The organism is Martinezella sp. CNPSo 3959, from assembly GCF_057784355.1.
In genome coordinates, this window is sequence record NZ_JBXSOV010000007.1 from 144,947 (window position 1) to 164,236 (window position 19,290).

The 19,290-nt window shown below is 59.2% G+C and carries 19 protein-coding genes and 1 pseudogene; 9 read left to right on the forward strand and 11 right to left on the reverse strand.

Annotated elements, in window-relative coordinates; all coding sequences use genetic code 11:
* Nucleotides 1–14 precede the first annotated feature (14 nt).
* The 3 genes from AC13RE_RS17070 to AC13RE_RS17080 are packed head-to-tail and all read left to right on the forward strand — an operon-like array spanning nt 15 to nt 3,529.
* Entirely contained in the window at nt 15–938 is a 924-nt protein-coding gene (locus AC13RE_RS17070) for an ABC transporter permease (RefSeq protein WP_488563804.1), read from the forward strand.
* A gap of 5 nt (nt 939–943) precedes the next feature.
* The gene (locus AC13RE_RS17075) at nt 944–1,792 is read left to right on the forward strand and encodes an ABC transporter permease (RefSeq protein WP_132718011.1); all 849 of its coding nucleotides are present in this window, start codon (nt 944–946) and stop codon (nt 1,790–1,792) included.
* A gap of 6 nt (nt 1,793–1,798) precedes the next feature.
* The gene (locus tag AC13RE_RS17080) at nt 1,799–3,529 is read left to right on the forward strand and encodes a M14 family metallopeptidase (RefSeq protein WP_488563805.1); all 1,731 of its coding nucleotides are present in this window, start codon (nt 1,799–1,801) and stop codon (nt 3,527–3,529) included.
* Here the strand turns inward: AC13RE_RS17080 and AC13RE_RS17085 are convergent.
* Nucleotides 3,526–4,398 (reverse strand): LysR substrate-binding domain-containing protein, encoded by an 873-nt coding sequence (locus tag AC13RE_RS17085; protein ID WP_488563806.1) that lies wholly within the window; start codon nt 4,396–4,398, stop codon nt 3,526–3,528. The genes AC13RE_RS17080 and AC13RE_RS17085 overlap by 4 nt on opposite strands.
* 104 nt (nt 4,399–4,502) lie before the next feature.
* Between AC13RE_RS17085 and AC13RE_RS17090 the strand changes: the two genes are divergently transcribed.
* The 3 genes from AC13RE_RS17090 to AC13RE_RS17100 all read left to right on the forward strand — a co-directional run bounded on the left by AC13RE_RS17090 (nt 4,503) and on the right by AC13RE_RS17100 (nt 7,578).
* Entirely contained in the window at nt 4,503–5,729 is a 1,227-nt protein-coding gene (locus AC13RE_RS17090) for a YbfB/YjiJ family MFS transporter (protein WP_488563807.1), read from the forward strand.
* A 24-nt stretch (nt 5,730–5,753) separates the two neighbouring features.
* The gene (locus AC13RE_RS17095; RefSeq protein WP_488563808.1) at nt 5,754–6,236 is read left to right on the forward strand and encodes a YybH family protein; all 483 of its coding nucleotides are present in this window, start codon (nt 5,754–5,756) and stop codon (nt 6,234–6,236) included.
* A 76-nt stretch (nt 6,237–6,312) separates the two neighbouring features.
* Complete coding sequence (locus AC13RE_RS17100) at nt 6,313–7,578, forward strand: glycoside hydrolase family 5 protein (RefSeq protein ID WP_488563809.1); 1,266 nt, start codon at nt 6,313–6,315, stop codon at nt 7,576–7,578.
* Nucleotides 7,579–7,626: 48 nt separating this feature from the next.
* Here the strand turns inward: AC13RE_RS17100 and AC13RE_RS17105 are convergent, their stop codons facing one another.
* From AC13RE_RS17105 to AC13RE_RS17115, 3 genes are all read right to left on the reverse strand, one after another.
* A complete protein-coding gene (locus AC13RE_RS17105) occupies nt 7,627–8,691 on the reverse strand; it encodes a glycosyltransferase family 2 protein (RefSeq protein WP_488563810.1) in 1,065 nt (354 codons plus the stop codon).
* 396 nt (nt 8,692–9,087) lie between these two features.
* On the reverse strand, nt 9,088–9,669 hold the full coding sequence (locus AC13RE_RS17110) for a hypothetical protein (RefSeq protein WP_488563811.1): 582 nt from the start codon (nt 9,667–9,669) through the stop codon (nt 9,088–9,090).
* A gap of 335 nt (nt 9,670–10,004) precedes the next feature.
* The gene (locus AC13RE_RS17115) at nt 10,005–10,184 is read right to left on the reverse strand and encodes a hypothetical protein (RefSeq protein ID WP_488482613.1); all 180 of its coding nucleotides are present in this window, start codon (nt 10,182–10,184) and stop codon (nt 10,005–10,007) included.
* A gap of 346 nt (nt 10,185–10,530) precedes the next feature.
* On the opposite strand from AC13RE_RS17115, the gene AC13RE_RS17120 reads away from it, so the two are divergent.
* Nucleotides 10,531–11,067: a GNAT family N-acetyltransferase gene (locus AC13RE_RS17120; protein WP_488482612.1), complete on the forward strand. Its 537-nt coding sequence runs from the start codon at nt 10,531–10,533 to the stop codon at nt 11,065–11,067.
* Nucleotides 11,068–11,127: 60 nt separating this feature from the next.
* On the opposite strand, the gene mnhG is transcribed toward AC13RE_RS17120, so the two are convergent.
* Genes mnhG through AC13RE_RS17150 form a run of 6 tightly spaced genes read right to left on the reverse strand, consistent with a single transcriptional unit; the run spans nt 11,128 to nt 17,128 of the window.
* Complete coding sequence (gene mnhG / locus AC13RE_RS17125; RefSeq protein ID WP_488563812.1) at nt 11,128–11,511, reverse strand: monovalent cation/H(+) antiporter subunit G; 384 nt, start codon at nt 11,509–11,511, stop codon at nt 11,128–11,130.
* Complete coding sequence (locus AC13RE_RS17130; RefSeq protein ID WP_068393522.1) at nt 11,508–11,789, reverse strand: K+/H+ antiporter subunit F; 282 nt, start codon at nt 11,787–11,789, stop codon at nt 11,508–11,510. Before AC13RE_RS17130 ends, mnhG begins: the two co-directional genes overlap by 4 nt.
* On the reverse strand, nt 11,786–12,262 hold the full coding sequence (locus AC13RE_RS17135) for a Na+/H+ antiporter subunit E (RefSeq protein ID WP_488563813.1): 477 nt from the start codon (nt 12,260–12,262) through the stop codon (nt 11,786–11,788). Before AC13RE_RS17135 ends, AC13RE_RS17130 begins: the two co-directional genes overlap by 4 nt.
* Nucleotides 12,262–13,872, reverse strand: coding sequence for a monovalent cation/H+ antiporter subunit D (locus AC13RE_RS17140; RefSeq protein ID WP_132717999.1), 1,611 nt, complete (start codon nt 13,870–13,872; stop codon nt 12,262–12,264). The genes AC13RE_RS17135 and AC13RE_RS17140 overlap by 1 nt, the downstream gene beginning before the upstream one ends.
* Nucleotides 13,869–14,207 (reverse strand): Na+/H+ antiporter subunit C, encoded by a 339-nt coding sequence (locus tag AC13RE_RS17145; protein ID WP_015342763.1) that lies wholly within the window; start codon nt 14,205–14,207, stop codon nt 13,869–13,871. Before AC13RE_RS17145 ends, AC13RE_RS17140 begins: the two co-directional genes overlap by 4 nt.
* Complete coding sequence (locus AC13RE_RS17150) at nt 14,207–17,128, reverse strand: monovalent cation/H+ antiporter subunit A (RefSeq protein ID WP_488563893.1); 2,922 nt, start codon at nt 17,126–17,128, stop codon at nt 14,207–14,209. Before AC13RE_RS17150 ends, AC13RE_RS17145 begins: the two co-directional genes overlap by 1 nt.
* A gap of 69 nt (nt 17,129–17,197) precedes the next feature.
* Between AC13RE_RS17150 and AC13RE_RS17155 the strand changes: the two are divergent.
* Together AC13RE_RS17155 and AC13RE_RS17160 are read left to right on the forward strand one after the other, a co-directional pair.
* A pseudogene (locus AC13RE_RS17155) lies at nt 17,198–17,482 on the forward strand (helix-turn-helix transcriptional regulator); the annotation flags it as partial.
* Nucleotides 17,483–17,804: 322 nt separating this feature from the next.
* Nucleotides 17,805–18,365 carry a cytochrome b gene (locus tag AC13RE_RS17160; RefSeq protein WP_488563814.1) on the forward strand — a complete coding sequence of 187 codons (561 nt, stop codon included), beginning with the start codon at nt 17,805–17,807 and terminating at the stop codon, nt 18,363–18,365.
* A gap of 67 nt (nt 18,366–18,432) precedes the next feature.
* On the opposite strand, the gene AC13RE_RS17165 is transcribed toward AC13RE_RS17160, so the two are convergent.
* Complete coding sequence (locus AC13RE_RS17165; protein WP_488563815.1) at nt 18,433–19,281, reverse strand: hypothetical protein; 849 nt, start codon at nt 19,279–19,281, stop codon at nt 18,433–18,435.
* Nucleotides 19,282–19,290 lie beyond the last annotated feature (9 nt).

The following is a 19,290-nucleotide window of genomic DNA, read 5'->3' on the forward strand; positions in this document are numbered from 1 at the left end:
CTCGGGGTAAGAACGTGGCCGGTTTTCTCATCAAGCGATTGCTGCAGGCGATTTTCGTCGTGATCGCCATCACTCTTCTCGTCTCATTTGCCATCCGCCTCACCGGCGACCCTGCCGTGATGATGTTTCAGGGCGGCGGCAGCATGACGGAAGACGATCTTGCGCGCATTCGCGCAGCGCTTGGCACCGATCAGCCATTCCTCGTGCAGTATTTCAGCTTCCTGAAGGGACTGCTGACGCTCAATTTCGGCCGCAGCTTCACCGGCGGTACGCCGGTCTCGCAACTGATCGCCAATGCCTTGCCCGCCACGCTGCTGCTTGCTTTCATTTCCATGGTGGTCTCGATTGCGCTCTCCATCCCGCTCGGTATCAAGGCGGCAACGGCACGTGGAAAGACGGCAGACCAGATCATCCGCGTTCACTCACTGCTCGGCCTTTCCTTCCCAAACTTCTGGCTGGCGCTGATGATGGTGCTGTTGTTTTCCATCACGCTCGGCTGGCTGCCGCCGAGCGGCATGGTCGGGATTTCGAGCTACGTCATGCCGGCAGTGACGATGGGCGTCATCCTGACGGCGACGAATGTTCGCCTGGTGCGCACCGCCATGCTGGAGACGCTGCAATCTCAATACATTATGGTCGCGCGTGCCAAGGGCCTCAGCGAGAGCAAGGTGCTCTACAAGCACGCGCTGCGCAATTGCGCGATACCGCTCATTACCTATTTCGGCATCCAGTTCGGCGGCCTGCTCGGCGGCATTGTCGTCATCGAGCGTGTCTTCAACTGGCCCGGCCTCGGCACACTGGCATTCGACGCCGTCGGCGCCCGCGACTACCCGGTCTTGCAGGGCGTGATCACCGTGCTGGCGCTATTCATCGTCGGCGTCAACCTCCTCGTCGACATCGCCTATGGCCTCGTCGATCCCCGCATTCGCACGGAGTAATGCTGATGGCCGCCACGATTTCACGCCGTTCGCGTTTCTACAGCTTCGAATTCATCGCTGGAGCCCTGATCACCGTCATCATCTGCCTTGCCGTGCTTCTCTCCGATGTGCTCTTTCCCGGCGGCGCCGAAAAAATCGATCTGATGGCAAGGCTTGCGAAGCCCTTCGCCAGCCTCGCCCATCCCTTCGGCACCGATCCGCTCGGCCGCGACGTGCTGGCTCGCGTCGTCGCAGGTGGCAAGATATCGCTGACGGTTGGCCTCACCTCCGTGATCGGCGGCGTGGTGCTCGGCGTGCTGGTCGGCCTTGCCGCGGGTTACTATCGCGGCATCTGGGACATGCTGCTGATGCGCTTTGCCGATATTCAGCTCGCCATGCCCTTCATTCTGCTGGCAATTACCTTCATCGCCATCGTCGGCGGCAGTCTCACCAATACGATCATCCTCTTGATCGTCTCGCAATGGGTGCAATATGCACGCCTCGTGCGCGGTTCCGTGCTGAGCCTGCGCGAGCGGGAATTCATTCTCTCGGCACGCGCGATCGGCGTCAAAGACTGGCGCATTATCTTCCAGCATCTGCTGCCGAACCTCATCGGCCCGGTGATCGTGCTGATGACGCTGAACATTGCCAACAACATCCTTCTGGAAAGCAGCCTCACCTTCCTTGGCATGGGTGTCGACCCGACAATTCCGAGCTGGGGCGGCATGCTGGCCGATGGCCGCACCTATCTGCAGACGGCGTGGTGGGTGAGCCTCTTCCCTGGCCTTGCAATCCTTTTGACGGTGCTCGGTCTCAATCTCCTCGGTGATTGGCTGCGCGACAGCCTCGATCCGACCGGCAGAACGACAAGGTAAGACATCATGACTCTGATTTTCGAAAGAAGCTTCGAACGGACGCTTTCACAGCTCGTCGTGAATTCCAAGGCCGGCCAGAATTTCGAGGCATGGACCTTCGATGACCGTGAAAGCCGCCAGCAGACGGAACGCAAGCTCGCAGAAAAGGGCATAAAGGCCCGCATTCGCAGCGCGTACAAGCCGCTGGTCAATGCCTTCATCGAGGAAATCGACCTGCAGGATGTGGATGCGATCGAGATCCGCTATCCGGTTCATCCCAACGCACCGGATAACCGCTTCCGCCTTGAAGCATATCCGCTCGCTGCAATGGTGGGAAATCGCGAGATCACCTTTGTCGCAAGAGCCGATAGCGACTTTCATTATGACGTTCTGCTGAAAGGCAATGCCGGCCAGGGACGCCGATTGCAGGTGTTGGCGCCCAATCGCGTCCATATTGATGCCGCCGGCGAAACGAGCGTCTCCCCGACCGGCTGGCTCATGAGGAACGGCAATGCGGCGGGCGACCGGCTCGCCACGGACTATGAGCAGCTCTTCGAGGAGACCATCAAAGCGGTCACGCACTTCGACTGGGGCGGAAGCGAACCCTATTTCGACGAACTGAACATTCGCGTTGCCCTCCCGGCGTTGGATGAGGCCTTGCCTATCGGCGACGAAGTCATGAGCCTTCGCGAGGCGCTGCATGAGGATTTCTATTTTTCCCTGCTCGAATTCTTCCAGAAAAAGTCAGGCCGCCCGCTCGGCGACCGCGGCTTGAAGCCGGGGCAGATCGTTCCGCAGATTCTGCCCTCCTCCGGCGATATTTTCGTCCGAGTGGAAACGCAGCCGCTGACGTCTCGCTATTGGGATGGAGCCGAACAGCAGATCGAGACAGCAACAGAACCTCTGGCCGTGCAGCAGATCGAGGCCGAGCTTGACAAGATTGGCGGCCAAGCATTTGAGGCTCTTACTCGCTCCGGCCGCACGGTCAGAGCCCGCTATATCAAGGGCCGCGATGCAGCCGTGATGATCAGCGGCGGACAGCACGCCAACGAGACAACCGGCGGCGCGGGAGCTCTGCGTGCCGCGCGTCGGCTTGCCAAGCTCGAAGGCGCGCATTTCACTATTTCGCCCCTCGAAAATCCCGACGGTTACGCACTGCATCAGCGCCTGCGCAACGACAGCCCGCGGCACATGTATCATGCCGCCCGCTACACCGCGCTCGGCGACGATCTCGAATATCGGACCGAAGAGACTGCCGGCCCGTATCTTCTCGAGAAGAAAATCCGCTTCCAGGCGGAAAGGCTGAGCGGCGCACGCCTGCACGTCAATCTCCATGGCTACCCGGCCCATGAATGGACGCGCCCGCTTTCCGGTTATGTCCCGCGCAATTTCGCCATGTGGACACTGCCCAAGGGCTTTTTCCTGATTGCTCGCTATCATTCCGGCTGGGCCGCTCAGGCGGAGCGGCTTCTCGACAAGGTCACCCGGCACCTCGGCGCCATACCGGGTCTGCTGGATTATAACGATCGCCAGATCGCACTCTATGAAATACATGCCGGCGAAACAGGCTTCAGCATCATCAACGGCTTCCCCTGCCTCGCCAATATCGACGATCGCCATACGGTGCCTATGACCTTGATCACCGAATATCCGGACGAGACCATTTATGGCGACGCATTCATCGCCGGCCATACCGCGCAGATGGAAACAGTGCTTTCCGCCTATAGCGCCTGGCAGGAGATCATGGCTTCGAGCTAGGCCGTACGCGTCGAACCGAGCATATCGAGAAGCGCGGTCATGGCGCTCGTCGTATAGGCGTCCGATCGGCGTACGAAGAGAGTATCCACCAGCGACCGTTCCGGCGGGAGCTCGTGGATTGCAACCCTCCCCTCCCGGACAGCGGCAGCGACGACGCCTCTCGGCAGAAGAGTGATGCCGACGCCGGCCGATACGCAGCTTATGATCGTGTCGAGAGAACCGAATTCCAGCGGCTTCGACGTGACGATACCCATATCGGCAAGAAGCGACTCCAGCCGCTGCCGATAAGAACATCCGATCTGGAAGACGATAGTCTTCAGATCGACAATGCCGGCCAGATCTTCCACTCCACGAATGGCAGGCGTTGTAACGAGGACAAGCTCCTCTTTAAAGATCACCTCGTGATCGAGATCGGGGTGGTTGACGGGACCCGCCACGAAGGCACCCTCAACCCGGCATGAAACGACATCGTCAATCAGCCGGCGGGTCGTGCCTGTTGTCACGACAAGACGCACCTGCGGATAGGTCTTGGCAAATTGGCCCAAAAGCGGTGACAATCGCAACGCCGTGGTTGTTTCCAGGCTGCCGAGTGAAAGCGTCCCGCCCGGCTCGCCATCATCCTTGGCGGCGGTGCGGGCATCGGCCAGAAGCCTGGTGATGCGACCGACAAATGGCAGAATTCGTTGTCCTGCCGGCGTGGTCGACACGCCTCTTGCATGCCGCTGGAACAGGCTGACGCCCAGCTCTTCTTCCAGTGCCCGGATCCGCGCCGTCACATTCGATTGAACAGTGTGCAGCTCCTGCGCCGCCCGGTTCATGCTGCCATGCCGCGATACCGCTTCGAATACCCTAAGATCGGATACGTCCATCTTCGTCTTATCTCCAATAGAGATAACTGCTCTCATAATAATTCAGTTTTTATGATATAACGCGCGGCGTATTCTCTCAAGCACAGATCGCTGAGAGAGTTCCCATGACCGACACCGCCGCGCATGAAACCGACCGGAACCATCAGAATGCCCGGATGGCATGGCGTGCCATCCTGTCGGCATTCTGCGCTTGCCTGATCGGCATTGGCCTTGCCCGCTTCGCCTATACGCCGCTTCTGCCTGCTATCGTCGATGCCCACTGGTTCGAAGCCCCGGCAGCCGCCTATCTCGGTGCCGCAAATCTTTCCGGTTATCTGGTCGGCGCATTGCTCGGACGGACGATCGCCGCACGTGCTTCCACCGTCCTGACGGTCAGGGTCATGATGCTTGCCGCAACGGCAGCCTTCTTTGCCTGCGCCTTTCCCATCAGCTTTCTATGGTTCTTCGCATGGCGTTTCGCAGCCGGCCTTGCCGGTGGCGCCCTGATGGTACTCGCGGCGCCGACCGTCCTGCCACTGATCGCACCGTCTCGCCGAGGGCTTGCTAGCGGTATAATCTTTATGGGCATCGGCGCTGGCGTCGCACTATCGGGCACATTGGTTCCCCTGCTGCTGCAACAGGGGCTGGGCGAGACATGGCTTGGCCTCGGCGCCCTATCGCTGCTGCTCACGATCATTGCCTGGGCCGGATGGCCGCGTGATGTCGTCGGCCACACCGCCACAAGCCATAATCCCATGCATGTCCCGAAACGCTGGACGCTGCGTGCGCTCTACATCGAATATGCGCTGAATGCCGCCGGCTGGGTTCCGCACATGATCTTCCTCGTGGATTTCGTTGCCCGAGGATTGGGAGAGGGCTTGCAGGTGGGCGCGGAATACTGGGTGCTGTTTGGCCTCGGCGCCACCATCGGCCCGATCCTTGCCGGTCATCTGGCTGATCGCACCGGTTTTGCCGCAGCGCTGCGGTTCGCCTTTCTTCTCGAGGCAGTCGCAGTCGCCATTCCCGCCTCTGGCCTTGGGCAGGCGTGGCTCATCGCCTCGAGCCTGATCGTCGGCGCCTTCGTAACCGGCACGGTTCCCTTGATGCTCGGTAGGATCTCAGAACTACTGCCACACCATCAGGCGCAACAGAAAGTCGCCTGGAGCCTGGCAACCGTATTCTTCGCCCTGTTTCAGGCGGCAGCCGCCTACGGACTTTCCTTCGTCTTTGCCCGAACCGGCGGAAACTACGGCATGCTCTTCTTGATCGGGGCCGGCGCCATGGTTCTCGCCCTGGCGATCGACCTCTCCGTCGCAGTGTTTATCCGCTCGGAAGCACGCCCAGGATCATGATTCATAACAGCAGGAGAATTGGACATGGCAGAACTTTTGACTGAGATTACCGGCAGCGAAAACATGTTTGGCGAAGGCGGCGCACTCGATGCCCTTATCGGCTTCTATCGCGCCTTCAATGCCGGCGATCTGGAAGCTCTCGCTGCCAACTGGGCCGATGGCGACAAGCCAAGCATGGACAATCCGATCGGAGGCATTCGGCGCGGATGGCCGTCGATCCGTGAGGGCTATGCGAAGCTGTTTGGTGGAAAGGCGAAAGTCCAGGTCGCATTCCACGATTTTACCAGCCAGGGCGGCGATGACTGGCACCTGTTCGTCGGGCGTGAGAGGGGAAGTTGCGTCACGGCCGACAGGAGTATCGAGCTTCGCATTCGAACGACACGCTGGTTCACCCGGATCGACGGCGTCTGGCGTCAGCTTCACCATCACGGCTCCATCGAGGAACCTGCCCTGCTTGCTGCCTATCAGGAAATCATCTTCGGCGCGCCATTGGAGCAACCGGCGTAGATGTTGTCACGAGACTTTGGCCCTCTGCGCGCTACCTTGCCCACATGGCGCCAAAGTTTCACGCGAGTTGGGATTCATGAGGCATTTTCTGCTGTTGCTCGCCGGCCTGTTCACTATCTGCCTGGGGTCATTTACACCGCCGGCATATGCCGAGGGATTCGTTCGCGCCGATCATCAGCGGATCGTCGACGACAAGGGCAATCCGCTGATCCTGCGCGGTCTCGGCCTCGGCGGCTGGATGGTGCAGGAAGGCTACATGATGGGCCTTGCCAATCTTAAGGCGCAGCACATCATTCGCCGCCGCATTTCCGAAGTCATCGGCGAGAAAAGGACCGAGCAATTCTATCGATCCTGGCTCGATAATGCCGTGACGAAAGCTGATATCGACGCGATGGCCAAATGGGGCTTCAACAGTGTGCGCCTGCCAATGCACTGGAACCTGTTCATCGAGGACAAGCACGGCAGGAACACGTCCAAGAACATTGTCTGGAACGAAGAGGGCTTTCGGCGGGTCGATCTTGTGATCCACTGGCTGAAAGCCAATGACATGTACTTGATCCTCGATCTGCATGCAGCACCCGGCGGCCAGGGTCACGACATCGCCATTTCCGATCGCAATCCGAACAAATCGTCGCTCTGGCACAGCGATGAGAACCAGGCAATGATGATCGCGCTGTGGAGCGAGATCGCCCGTCGCTATAAGGACGAACCGACGATCGCGGGTTACGATCTCCTCAATGAGCCGAATTGGGATTTTCAGGATCAGGGCGACAAGGGCGGTTGCCGCGAAACCGAGAACCAACCGCTTCGCGATATCTATCAGCGCACCATCCGCGCGATCCGCGCGATCGACACCAACCACATGCTTATTATCGAGGGCAATTGCTGGGGCAACAATTATGCCGGCGTGCTGCCGATCGATGACCGCAACACGACGCTCAGCTTTCACAAATACTGGACACCGACGACGCAGGAATCGATCGAGCCTTTCCTGAAGCTGCGCGAACAATATGACATGCCGCTATGGAATGGCGAATCCGGCGAAAACAATACTGAATGGTATGCCCGCGCCGCCGCATTGCAGGAAAAAAACGGCATCGGCTGGTCATGGTGGCCACTGAAGAAAATGGGCGCCGGCAATCCGCTGGAGATCAAGACGAATGCAAATTATCGCCGCCTGATTGCCTATCTCAACGGCGAGGGCAAGAAACCTTCCGCCAGGAGCGCCTTTGCCGGATTGATGCAGCTTGCGACCGACAGCCGCTATGACAGGAATATCCATCATCAAGCCGTGGTCGACGCCTTGATGGGACCATCACGCAAGTCAGGCAAGGCCGAATAGGATCAATGCCATTCTTTCGCGCGACGCGCTCTAGGTCTTCCGGACCCGCTATCCCATCGCATGTCTTATGGTCTTCGAGAGACGCAAAAGGAACCGAGGCCTCGATGAGGCAACGAGCTTCCATGACAGAATAGTCCTTGCCATATCCCTGGGCAGGACACCGACGGAAAGAAACCATCCGGCCAGCATCAGCCGGCGCTTTCGCGACGCATTCATCTTGAGACTGGCAGCCGCGCCGGCCGCGGCTAGGGAGAGTCTGGAATCATTCGCGACAGGATGCTGGTCCCTGTCGATGCAAAGTGATGCCAGACGCTCTTCCAGATGCACGGGATCGTGGAGGCCGGCATCGTCACGCATGTTCAGTCCGATCTCGCTTGCCCGATCCGACAGGGCCTCCAGCCGGCGGAAATCATGTTTTATCCGCCAGCGCGCGCGCTGTCCGAGCTTTTCGGCGAAGACAGAATGATTTGCACCATGAATACGATAGGCACCGAGGCAATCTTCGATGGAGGTTACCTCACCATGAAGCGGCGCAACCGTGGCAAGATATCCATCCGCTCCCTGCCGAAACTCCGGCTCGGGCACCGGCATGACCTTGTCCAGCACCGAACGCTTGAATGCCAAACCGCTGGTGACCGTCGTCTGATAGCGGCCTTTCCGCAGCAGTTCCGGAGTGACGTCGCCGGAATCGAAGTGCAATTCGACAGGCGGGAATACATCCTTCACCTGCATTTGCTCGTCAACGATATGCAGTCTGAACTGCACCTGTGCTGTCCTGTCTTCCCAGGCTTCGACAACTTCCGATACTGCATTCGGATAAAGATAATCATCTGCATCGAGAAACAGCACGATCTCGCCGTGGCTGGATGCGAAGCCTGTGTTGAACGCGGCAGCATGTCCACCGTTCACCTCACGCAGACATGTCTTTATTCGAGAGCCATAGGAGGCGATGACATCAGCGGTCGCATCGGTCGATGCATCATCGACGACGATGACCTCAGCATCGTCGTAATCCTGCTCCAAGGCGCTGTCGATACTACGCCTCAGAAAGTGCCCGTAGTTATAGTTCGCAATGACGATGGAAACGGGAACGCGGTCTTGGATGGAATGCATCGCATTGAACCTCGCAGATTTGCTTTGGTTGCGGCGAACCTTCTCACTCAGGTCCTTTGGATGAGCACGCTGCAAACAGGGATATGCGGTGATGCAGGCTGATGCCTCACGAACATATCAAGCAACGGCTATTGGATCATACCGATCCATCTTGCCGTTCCAAGCCTCACCAGTTTTATGGCTTTTGAATGACCGCCACACATGATGGAAATTTCATCGATCCACTCATGCGATAAAGACCGAAGTGCCAGCTATGCCTATCGCGATCCGAGTATTCTTTCTTGTCCGTGAAACGGCACCTGCAACATAGATGCTGCGTCTCACCTCAACTGACGCATAATCCTCCATGCAGAAGGAAGACAAAATGAAGCCCGCACGAGGCGGGCTTCTTCAACTTTATTCTGCTGCGCCGGCAGCCTTCGTCCTGCGAGTGCGCTTCGGCTTTGCCGCTTCTGCGGCAGCCGGTGCGGGAGCTGCCACAGCAGCCTTTGCCCGGGTAGCTCTCGTCGACGTCTTGGCGGCAGCGGGCTTGGCGGCAGCCGGTTTTGCCGCTGCGGGCTTTGCCTTGGCTTTCGCTTTAGGCGTTGTTGCCTTGCCTCCCGTCTTTGCCGCGTTCAGGAGTGCGACACGACGCTGGCGGTTCTGCTCGAGAGCCTGCTGGAAACCAACATCGTGTTCCGCATGATAGGCGAGATCATCGAGAAACTCAGCCACGTCCTTGATGGTATCGACGACGACATAGCTCAAGCCGCGGCCGGCATTGATCGAGTCACGACCGACCGTTACACCATATCCGCCTGGAACGCGCTGGAACCAGGTGGAGCGCCACTTCCTGAAACCAGCCGCGTCGCGCTCGTACTCCTCCAGATATGCCTTCTGCTCCGCTACTCTGGCACGAAATGTATCAACCACGTTCCGCGCACCAGCCTTCGGCTTGTCAGCCTTTTTGGAAGTCCATTTCTCAAGAAAGTTTGCCATTGATCCGATCTCTTCAGGTTAGCGTTCCTTGTCACGCCGCCATCGCTTCAAAAAGCTGACGGAGCTCCTCCACAGGGATGCCCGCATATATGTAAAGGATAGATGTATAATGGCAACATAATCCGTTATTATTGCGGGGAAAATCGCCATTTCGGCCGTTCTATTGCCGCCTTTTCGACCCCGAAGCGCAAATTTCTTATCTTTTCCTTCGCTGAGACAGGCCACTCTCGTTCCGATCTGGAACTTCGACACCCTCGTGCTGCTGCGCATACTCGCTTCGAAGTAACCCGCGACAGTATAAAACTTGTGCCGTATCGACAATTTATTGATAGCAGCTAGCGCTGACCGCTATTTTGTTGTCCGGCAAATTCATAGGTGTTCATCGATGCGACCACCTTCGTCAGGTCGCCATGCCGATCGAACAAGAACTTTGTTGCAGCATCTTGATCGAAGCTATCATGTCCGTATGCCGCATCTTCAATGCGAATATGATTGAGCAGACGTTCTGGAAACAATCGACGAAGATGTCATGGACGCGAGTACCGGCAGCGCCGTCGCGCTGCCTCAATGAAGGCTACGCGCACGGCCTCAGCGGTCGGCGGGAAGACGCGGCGATAAAGGACCGGACCGCGAAAGGGGGTTCGCCCCTCGTAAACGGAACGCTCTCACGGCCGGTCCCACATCCCCGCAGGCCAGGCCCGCAAGAGGCGGCGCTTTTGCGCGCCCATTGCGGCAATATATTGGCTAAAACTAAAAAACGGCAGCCTAACAAAATTGCTTCCCATCGTCATCTCGCGCAGAGATGGTAAACTCAGGAGCCCTCACCGCACATCGCCATCTTTCTACCGGCAAGACACTTCCATGATGACAGCAAAATCAATCCAGCGCTCTTCCATCGAGACGGCGCGCCTCCGCTTGCGCCCTACGTCGGCCATCGACGCTACACGCGCATTCGAAATCCAGAGCGACTGGGCCGTGACACGTATGCTGAGCAACGCCTCATACCCTCCGGACGAAAGCGATATCAGAAATTGGTTTTCCAGCCATGAGCGCGAATGGGCCGAAGGCTCCGCTTATCGTTTCGCCATCGAACAAAAGGAAAGAATGATCGGCATCGTCGACGTCGATGGCATTACCGGGAGTGAGGGCAGCCTTGGCTATTGGCTGGAAAGGCAAGCCTGGGGAAAGGGCTATGCCTTCGAGGCAGCGCGAGCACTGATCGGCTTTGCCTTCCAAACGATCGGCTTGTCCAGGCTCGAATCCGGTCACGCATCCGACAACCCCGCCTCGGGACGGGTGCTGACCAAACTAGGCTTCCGCCAAGCCAGCTACAGGGAGCTCTTTTCGCGGGCACGTCGCGAAATCATCGTCCAGTGCTGCTATATGCTTGAGCGTTAGGTACCGCGATCCATAGAAGACGCAGCGCCGCATCTTCATGCGGCAGTAGTCGTTGGTCGTTTATGACTGACGCCCCTCGGCTGGCTTCTGCTCAGGCGAGTGTTTTGGCGGAACATTGCCGTTCTGCTCGGCACGATCGCGATGCAGAGCCGCGCGGGCGAGCAGCATGAAGGTGATCGGCGTCGTCACCGTTATGAAAACACCGATCAGCAGTTCATGAATGACGAGGGACCGCGTCGCGGCCGAAAAGAAGATCATCGACGCGATCATGATCGCGCCGATACCGCCGCTCGTTCCCAATGTCGGCGCGTGAATGCGCTCGTAGAATGTTCCAAGCCTTAAGAACCCGATGGCGCCGACGAGCGCCAGGAAAGCGCCGATCACGAGAAGTCCACCGACGGGGATCGCGGCCCACAGAGGTATGTTTTCAAATGGCGCGCTCATTCGATCACCTCCCCGCGCATCAGGAATTTCGCCAAGGCAACCGTTGCGACGAAGCCCAGCATGCCGATGACGAGTGCCGCCTCGAAATAGACGACACGGCCGGTACCTATGCCGAAGGTCAACAATAACAGCATCGCATTCACATAGAGCGTGTCGAGTGCAATGATGCGATCCTGTGCGCGCGGTCCCCGGAACATACGAATGGAGGCGATCGCCATCGCCGCCACGATCATCAGCTGCGCGGCCGCCACGGATATCTGGATGATCATGGCGCTCATGCAAATATCTCCATCAGCAGACTCTCGTAGCGATTGGCGACCGTATCGCGCCATTGCGCCTCGTTTTCGAGATCGAGGACATGCAGCAGCACAGTGTTGTCGTTAGAATCATATTCCAGCCACGCAGAGCCCGGAGTGCTGGTCAGGATAACCGCAAGCAGCGCCAGCGGGATCTGGTCCCGCACCCTGAGCTCAAGAACCACAAAACCCGGCGTCGTCTTGCGCGAGCGCCCTCTCAGAATGATCCAGGCCACTTGTACATTCGATTTCACCACATCGAAAACGACCCGGAAGAAGAGTTTGGGCAGCAGATACCATTTCCGGAGCCGCGGCTTTTCAGGCCGTAGCGATGCCATCCCCCAGGAGGCAAAGACCGCGACGATGATGCCGAGGATAAGCTGACCGAGCGTGAAGCCGTTCAGCAGCAGCCACATCAGGATCAGGCTCAGCGCGAGGAACGGATAAGGCAGCATCACAGGCCTCCCGTCTTTGCCGGCGCGACCACGGCATTGCGGACCGCATCGACATAGAGATTGGGATCGCTGAGCGTGCGGATGGTCGCATCCATGTACTGCATGACGGGGCCGGCCCAGATGGTCAATGCGAGAGTCAAGGCGAGCAGGCCCATGACCGGGAATATCTCGATGACAAGCACGCGGGGAACCGTGCCCTCCAGCGAACTCCAGAACGTGCGTATGCCGGCTCGCGTCATCGCGATCAGGGCGGCAATGCCGGAGAGAATGACCAGCAGGATCAACATCCAGACGGCAGTGCTCGGCGGAATGCCGATCGCGCCGGTCCCCATCATGGCCGAGAGCATGGCGAACTTGGAGACGAAGCCGGAAAGCGGTGGCAGGCCGGCCAACAGGATGCCGCAGGCGGCAAAGCAGATGCCGAGCATAGCCATCGTGCCCGGCATCGTCACGCCATCGCCTTCTGCCGGCTCCTTCTCCTCGGCATCGCCATAGGCCTCCATCGTGACCGCGAGAACGCTGGCGCCCGCGTCCTGTCCGCGCTCCACGAGTTCGATCAGCATGAAGAATGCGCTGATCGTCAGCGTCGAACTGACGAGATACATCAGCGCGCCGGACGAGATCGAGCCGTCATTGATACCGATCACCATCAGCAACGTGCCGGAGGAGACCAGCACCGAGAAGCCAGCCAGCCGGCCAAGCGCCTGCGACGCCAGCACACCGACCGTTCCGAAGATCAGGGTTGCCATCCCGCCATAGAGAAGCACGGTCGCGCCGAAGCCGGCGGACGGGCCGGCGCTGAACAGGAGCATGGTCAGCCGCAGGATGACATAGATGCCAAGCTTGCTGAGGATCGCGAATATGCCGGCAACCGGCGCCGACGCCGCGCTATAGGCCGTCGGCAGCCAGAAGCAGAGCGGCCACATGCCGGCCTTGATGAGGAATGCGATGCCGAGCACGCCGGCGCCAGCCTGCATCAACATGCGGCGATCTGCCGACATTTCCGGGATGCGCATGGCAAGATCCGCCATGTTCAGCGTTCCCGCCGTGCCATAGATCAGGCTGACGCCGATAAGGAAGAGCAGCGCGGCTGCGAGATTGACGGCAATGTAATGCATGCCCGCCTTGACCCGCAGCGGCCCAGAGCCATGCAGCAGAAGGCCGTAGGACGCAGCCAGCATGACCTCAAAGAAGACGAAGAGATTGAAGAGATCACCCGTCAGGAAAGCACCGTTGACCCCCATCAGCAGCAACTGGAACATGGTGTGGAAATGCGCACCGACCGCATGCCAACGCGCCAACGAAAATATCAACGCGGCGACGGCGACAATGGATGTCAGCAGAAGCATGAGTGCCGACAAACCATCGAGCACAAGCACGATACCAAAGGGCGCGCTCCAGTTTCCCAGCAGATAGGCACGTTCCTGACCAGGCGATCCACCTTCTGCACCGAAGAGCGCAAGTGCAATGCCCACCAGCAACAGCGTTGCAACAAGGCTGATGAGCGCCTTGAGCGTGCGCGAACGTTCATCGATGAAGACAAGCAACGCACCCGCGACAAGGGGAACCAGGATCGGGGCGATGATGAGATGATGCAACCAGCCCGTCATTTGCGGTCACTCCTGCCATCGACATGGTCCGTACCGGTCAGGCCGCGCGAGGCAAGCAGCACGACCAGGAACAGAGCCGTTGTGGCAAAGCCGATAACGATCGCAGTCAGCACCAGAGCCTGCGGTACCGGATCTGCCAAGGCGTGCGTTGCCGTGCCATCGCCGAGCAGCGGCGGCACATTCGTCTTCACACCGCCGACGCCGAAGATGAAGAGATTGACCGCATAGGAGAGCAAGGACAGACCGATGATGACCTGGTAGGTGCGCGGGCGCAGGATCAGCCAGACCCCGCAAGCCGTCATTACACCGATTGCAATGGACAAGATGAGCTCCATCAGTCCCCCTTTGCCTTGTCGGCGTCGAGCGCACGCAGGCGGTTTATACGGATCGACTGGTGCGCAAGCGCGACGAGGATCAGAACAGTGGAGCCGACAACCAATAGGAAAACGCCGAGATCGAAGAGCAGCGCGCTTGCCGCCGGAACCTTGCCGATCAACGGCAGGTCCAGATACTGGAAATGCGAGGTGAGGAATGGATAGCCGAAGAACCAGGCGCCGATGCCCGTTGCTGTCGCGATCAGAAGCCCGGCACCCATCCACCGCAGCGGCAGGATGCGGATGCGATCCTCCGCCCAACGCGTACCGCCGGCAAGATATTGCAGCAGGAAGGCGATCGAGAGTGTGAGGCCGGCCGAGAAGCCGCCGCCCGGCGCGTCATGCCCCCGCATGAAGATATAGACCGAAAGGGCGATCACGAAGGGGAACATCCACTGCATGATGACGGATGGCACGAGCAGATAGTCGCGCACGGTATCGCCGGCCGAGCGCTCCGGCCGTTCCTCGTCGAAACGGTTCTGTATCCGCTGCTGTTCCGGCATTTCCATGCTGTCGGGCGCCGGGCGGAAACGACGCAGCAACGCATAGACGGTCAAGGCGACGACACCGAGGACGGCGATTTCGCCAAGCGTATCGAAGCCACGGAAATCGACCAGAATGACGTTGACGACATTGCGGCCGCCGCCCTTCGAATAGGCGTTTTCCAAGAAGTAATTCGCGATGGCGTCAGGCACCGGCATGGTCATGACGGCATAGGAAATGAACATCATGCCGACGCCGCAGATGACAGCGAGCGCCAGATCGCGGAAGCGTCGGAAACGGGCGCGCAAATTCACCGTATCGTCAATCCCTTCCGTTCGCTTCGGCAGCCAGCGCAAGCCCAGCAGGATGAGCACCGTCGTGACGATCTCGACGAGAAGTTGGGTAATCGCAAGATCCGGTGCCGACAGCCAGATGAACGTCATGCAGACGATCAATCCGACCCCGCCCAGCATCACGAGCGCGACAAGCCGGTGATATTTGGCGAAGAAGGCGGTGCCGATCGCCAGGCAGATGCCGATCACCCAAATGGAGGCAAAGACCGGATCGGCGCCTGAAAAGGCAAAATGCTTCGCCTCGAAGCCCGACAGATAGAGCGGCAGCAGGCCAGCTGCAAACCCTGTCACGACGACCCAGCGAAGCTGCGGCTGCAACTTGCGCGTGCCGATCCGCTTTTCAGCTATTCGCGCCCAGTGCCAGGAAACCTCGACCAGCACCCGCTCGAAGATGCGCTGCCCCTTCAGGCGGCGAAAGAGGGGCGGACCGTCGTCACATCGCGAAAAATAATCCTTGAAGGCGAAATAGAACACCGTCCCGCCGACCAATGCGACAATGCTCATGATAACAGGCAGATTGAAGCCGTGCCAGAGCGAGAGGCTGTATTGCGGCGTATCGGCGTTGAGAACGCTGACGACAGCCGCATGCAGGAAAGGCGCCACCGAAAGCGCCGGAACGATGCCGACGACCAAGCATACCACGACCAGAAACTCGATCGGGAAGCGCATCCAGCGCGGCGGCTCATGCGGCTTGGCGATCGGCAGATCGGTCGGCGCCGGCCCGAAAAACACCGTCTGAATGAAGCGCAGTGAATAGGCGACGCTAAAGGCGCTTGCGAGCGTCGCCACATATGGAAGCATACGATCGAGGATGGAATCCGCATGGGTTTCGATCGCTTCGGCGAAGAACATTTCCTTGGATAGAAAGCCATTGAGCAGCGGCACGCCGGCCATGGCGGCACTCGCGACGATCGCAAGCGCCCCAGTGAACGGCATATAGCGGAACAGGCCACTCAAGCGGCGCATGTCACGCGTGCCGGTCTCGTGATCGATGATGCCGGCCGCCATGAACAGCGACGCCTTGAAGGTCGCGTGGTTCAGCATGTGGAAGATGGCGGCAACTGTCGCAAGTGGGCTACCGAGGCTAAGCAACGTGGTGATGAGACCAAGATGGCTGATCGTCGAATAGGCCAGCAACCCTTTGAGATCCTGCTGGAACATCGCGAAATAGGCGCCGAGCAGCAGCGTGATGATGCCGGCGGCCCCGACGATGTAGAACCACTCATTCGTGCCGGCGAGAACGGGCCAGAAGCGCGCAAGCAGGAAAACGCCTGCCTTCACCAGGGTAGCTGAATGCAGATAGGCGGAGACCGGCGTCGGCGCTGCCATCGCATTCGGAAGCCAGAAATGGAAGGGAAACTGCGCACTCTTCGTCAGCGCGCCGAGCAGGATGAGGATCAGCGCGGGCAGATAGAGCGGATGATTGCGGATGATATCGCCCGATGCCAGGATCTTATCCAGATCATAGCTGCCGACGATATGGCCGAGCAGGATCAGCCCGACCAGCAGGCAGAACCCGCCAATCCCGGTGATCGTCAGCGCCATGCGGGCACCATCGCGCGCCGCGGCGGTATTGTGCCAATAGCTGATCAGCAGGAAGGAGAAGATGCTGGTCAGCTCCCAGAATATCGAGAGCAGGATGACATTGCCCGACAGCACAATGCCGAGCATCGCGCCCATGAAGGCAAGCAGGAAAGAGAAGAAGCGCGGAACCGGGTCCTCCTCCGACATGTAGTAACGAGCATAGACGATGACGAGAAAACCGATGGCGGTGATGACAAGCGAAAACAGCCACGCAAAGCCATCCAATCTGAGGCTGAAATCGAGCCCAAGCTGCGGCAGCCATTCTATGCTATAATGGACGACGCCGCCGTTTTTGACGGCAGGATAGAAACTTGCGGAAATCAACAGCGCCAGAAATGTGACAGCTCCGGCAATCCAGGCCGGGCCACGCCGTGACTGCGTGCGCAAGAGGCATACGGAAAGAAGACTTCCGATAAACGGCAGAGCCAAAAGTGCTAAAATAAAAATAGGCCCGCTCGTTATCCCAAAACGTTGCTCCTTCGCTTGGTCGGATCACGCCAGTCGGCAAAACCCCTGGAAATCCGCTATATTATGCCCTATATGATAGATATCGCCCAATATGGGCAGCTTGAAACCCTGCGTCAAGGTAAGATGGCGATGATTTTGACACCAGCGCTCTGCCGGGCGGCCCGCGGCTTCCTCGATTGGACGCAGATGGACCTTGCCGACCGCTCGGGCGTGTCGCGCAGCACGATCCGCGATTACGAGGGCAATCGCCATAGCCTGCATCGGGCGACGGAAGCGCAACTGCGACTGGCGCTCGAGACCGGAGGCATCGCCTTCTTCCGGATCCAGGGGCACGAGATCGGCATCTGTACCAAGGCTCTCGCCACGGAGGGCCAAGCGCCGTCCCATACCGAGAGCTGCGAGATCCTGTCTACCGCCGGCGACAGGGGCCAGATCCTCCCTCCGAAGGCAGACCGATAGGATCGGCGACCGGCACTAGCACGAGCAAAGCGCCGGGCGGCAGGCCTGTTCAATATGAAGCAACGGACAACCCGTTTTGCCGCCCTGGAAAGCCTTGCCGGCTGTCGATCCGACTCTGCTCGCAAGAAGGTGAATGAATAGGCCCTCAAATCAGCCACATTCGCGTCGATCACCGCATCCGCGCCGTACCCCAGGACGACCGGAGAAACATATGTCCATCACCAACGAAGCATCAACCGCGGTTCCAACAGCCCGCTACCGGCCATCGCAACGGCTCCTGCATTGGCTAATGGCTGTCATCATCATTTCCGCGCTCCTCATCGGTCTCTATTGCTCTTATCTCACACCCGGCACGCCTCTGCGCCGCGCCCTCCTCGATGTACATAAATCGCTCGGCATGACGGCGCTTATCCTCATCGCCATCCGACTGCCGCTGAGACTTTCGTTTGGCGAACCCGCCCATCGGCGTCCGCTGGACGTCTTCAACCATTACGCAGCGCGCGGCGCACATATCCTGCTGTACGCCCTGATGATCTTGATGCCGCTTGCCGGCTACACCACCTCTGCTGCTGGGGGGCATGATCTGCCATGGTTCGGTCTCTTCCAATGGCCCAACCTGCTGTCGCTCGATAGGGGCCTAGAGAGAACAGCCGCCGAGATTCACGAATATGGCGCCTATTGCCTGTATGCCGTCGTCAGCCTGCATATCCTGGCCGCCCTTTGGCACCATTTCGTCCGCAAGGATGAGGTCATGAAGAGAATGTTGTTCTAATTCGAAACCGCCCTATCGTACTCTGCGGCAGCCACGCCGCAGAGTACGATAGGGCGGAAGAAAAAGCTTAAAGGGATGTCGGCACGTCGCCATGATCGACCCGGCGCGAGAATTCCGTCTCGCCCCCCTGCGCAAGCTTGCCGGCCTGGCCGATCCAGTCCTCGCGTTCGATGCGACCGGGAAAAGCCATATAGCTGCCGACCCATTCGGCGTTTTCGGGCGTCCAGGCCGCAATCTGGCGGAAAGTCCAGATCCCGAGCTCGTTGAGCTTTTCCTCATTGACATGGCCGATGCCGGAAATGCGCTTCAAATTGTCAGGCACGATGTCAGTTCTTTCCTCAGCCGAGGGGCGCTTGCCGGCATGCTCGTGCTCGCCGGAAACAGGATCTGGCACCACTGACGCCGATACGGGCGCCACAATTGGCGAAACCGCGGCGGCCGGTACGACCGGAACCGGTTTTGGCGACACGGGCGTTGATGCAGGCGCGGCGGTCGCAACAGCCGCCAGGGACGGCGCAGGCGTTGGAACCGGCGATGGCGCCGGAGTTGATACCGGCGTGGACGATGGTTGCTGCGAAGGCGTACCTGTCGAGGCCGTCGCCACGTTATTGCCCGCAACGAGCGGCCGCGTCGCGCGTAAGCTTGCGAGCCAGCTGCCAAGGAAGCAGCCGACGATGTAGCTGCCGACGAAGAGTAGTGCGGTCTCCAGATAATGACCGGCCAGGCCCGGAAGCCATTTCAGCAGTGCCACGACAAGACCAACCGCGAACAGAACGCACAACAGCTTGAACCAACCGGGCCAAGACTGCGGCCACCAACCGCTAGCCGACCGCAGGAATGAGGTAAAGCCGACGATGCCGCCGAGCATCAATGCGAGCAGCATCCACAACCAGTATGTTGACAACAGATAGGTCATTGCCCCTTC

Coding starts and splice junctions, on each gene's coding strand:
- AC13RE_RS17095 (WP_488563808.1), top strand. CDS start 5,754: ATGGCAGAACTTTTGACTGAGATTACCGGCAGCGAAAACATGTTTGGC.
- AC13RE_RS17160 (WP_488563814.1), top strand. CDS start 17,805: ATGTCCATCACCAACGAAGCATCAACCGCGGTTCCAACAGCCCGCTAC.
- AC13RE_RS17110 (WP_488563811.1), bottom strand. CDS start 9,669: ATGGCAAACTTTCTTGAGAAATGGACTTCCAAAAAGGCTGACAAGCCG.
- AC13RE_RS17075 (WP_132718011.1), top strand. CDS start 944: ATGGCCGCCACGATTTCACGCCGTTCGCGTTTCTACAGCTTCGAATTC.
- AC13RE_RS17080 (WP_488563805.1), top strand. CDS start 1,799: ATGACTCTGATTTTCGAAAGAAGCTTCGAACGGACGCTTTCACAGCTC.
- AC13RE_RS17100 (WP_488563809.1), top strand. CDS start 6,313: ATGAGGCATTTTCTGCTGTTGCTCGCCGGCCTGTTCACTATCTGCCTG.
- AC13RE_RS17135 (WP_488563813.1), bottom strand. CDS start 12,262: ATGCTGCCTTATCCGTTCCTCGCGCTGAGCCTGATCCTGATGTGGCTG.
- AC13RE_RS17145 (WP_015342763.1), bottom strand. CDS start 14,207: ATGGAGCTCATCTTGTCCATTGCAATCGGTGTAATGACGGCTTGCGGG.
- AC13RE_RS17105 (WP_488563810.1), bottom strand. CDS start 8,691: ATGCATTCCATCCAAGACCGCGTTCCCGTTTCCATCGTCATTGCGAAC.
- AC13RE_RS17085 (WP_488563806.1), bottom strand. CDS start 4,398: ATGGACGTATCCGATCTTAGGGTATTCGAAGCGGTATCGCGGCATGGC.
- mnhG (WP_488563812.1), bottom strand. CDS start 11,511: ATGAGCGCGCCATTTGAAAACATACCTCTGTGGGCCGCGATCCCCGTC.
- AC13RE_RS17165 (WP_488563815.1), bottom strand. CDS start 19,281: ATGACCTATCTGTTGTCAACATACTGGTTGTGGATGCTGCTCGCATTG.
- AC13RE_RS17130 (WP_068393522.1), bottom strand. CDS start 11,789: ATGAGCGCCATGATCATCCAGATATCCGTGGCGGCCGCGCAGCTGATG.
- AC13RE_RS17090 (WP_488563807.1), top strand. CDS start 4,503: ATGACCGACACCGCCGCGCATGAAACCGACCGGAACCATCAGAATGCC.
- AC13RE_RS17140 (WP_132717999.1), bottom strand. CDS start 13,872: ATGACGGGCTGGTTGCATCATCTCATCATCGCCCCGATCCTGGTTCCC.
- AC13RE_RS17120 (WP_488482612.1), top strand. CDS start 10,531: ATGATGACAGCAAAATCAATCCAGCGCTCTTCCATCGAGACGGCGCGC.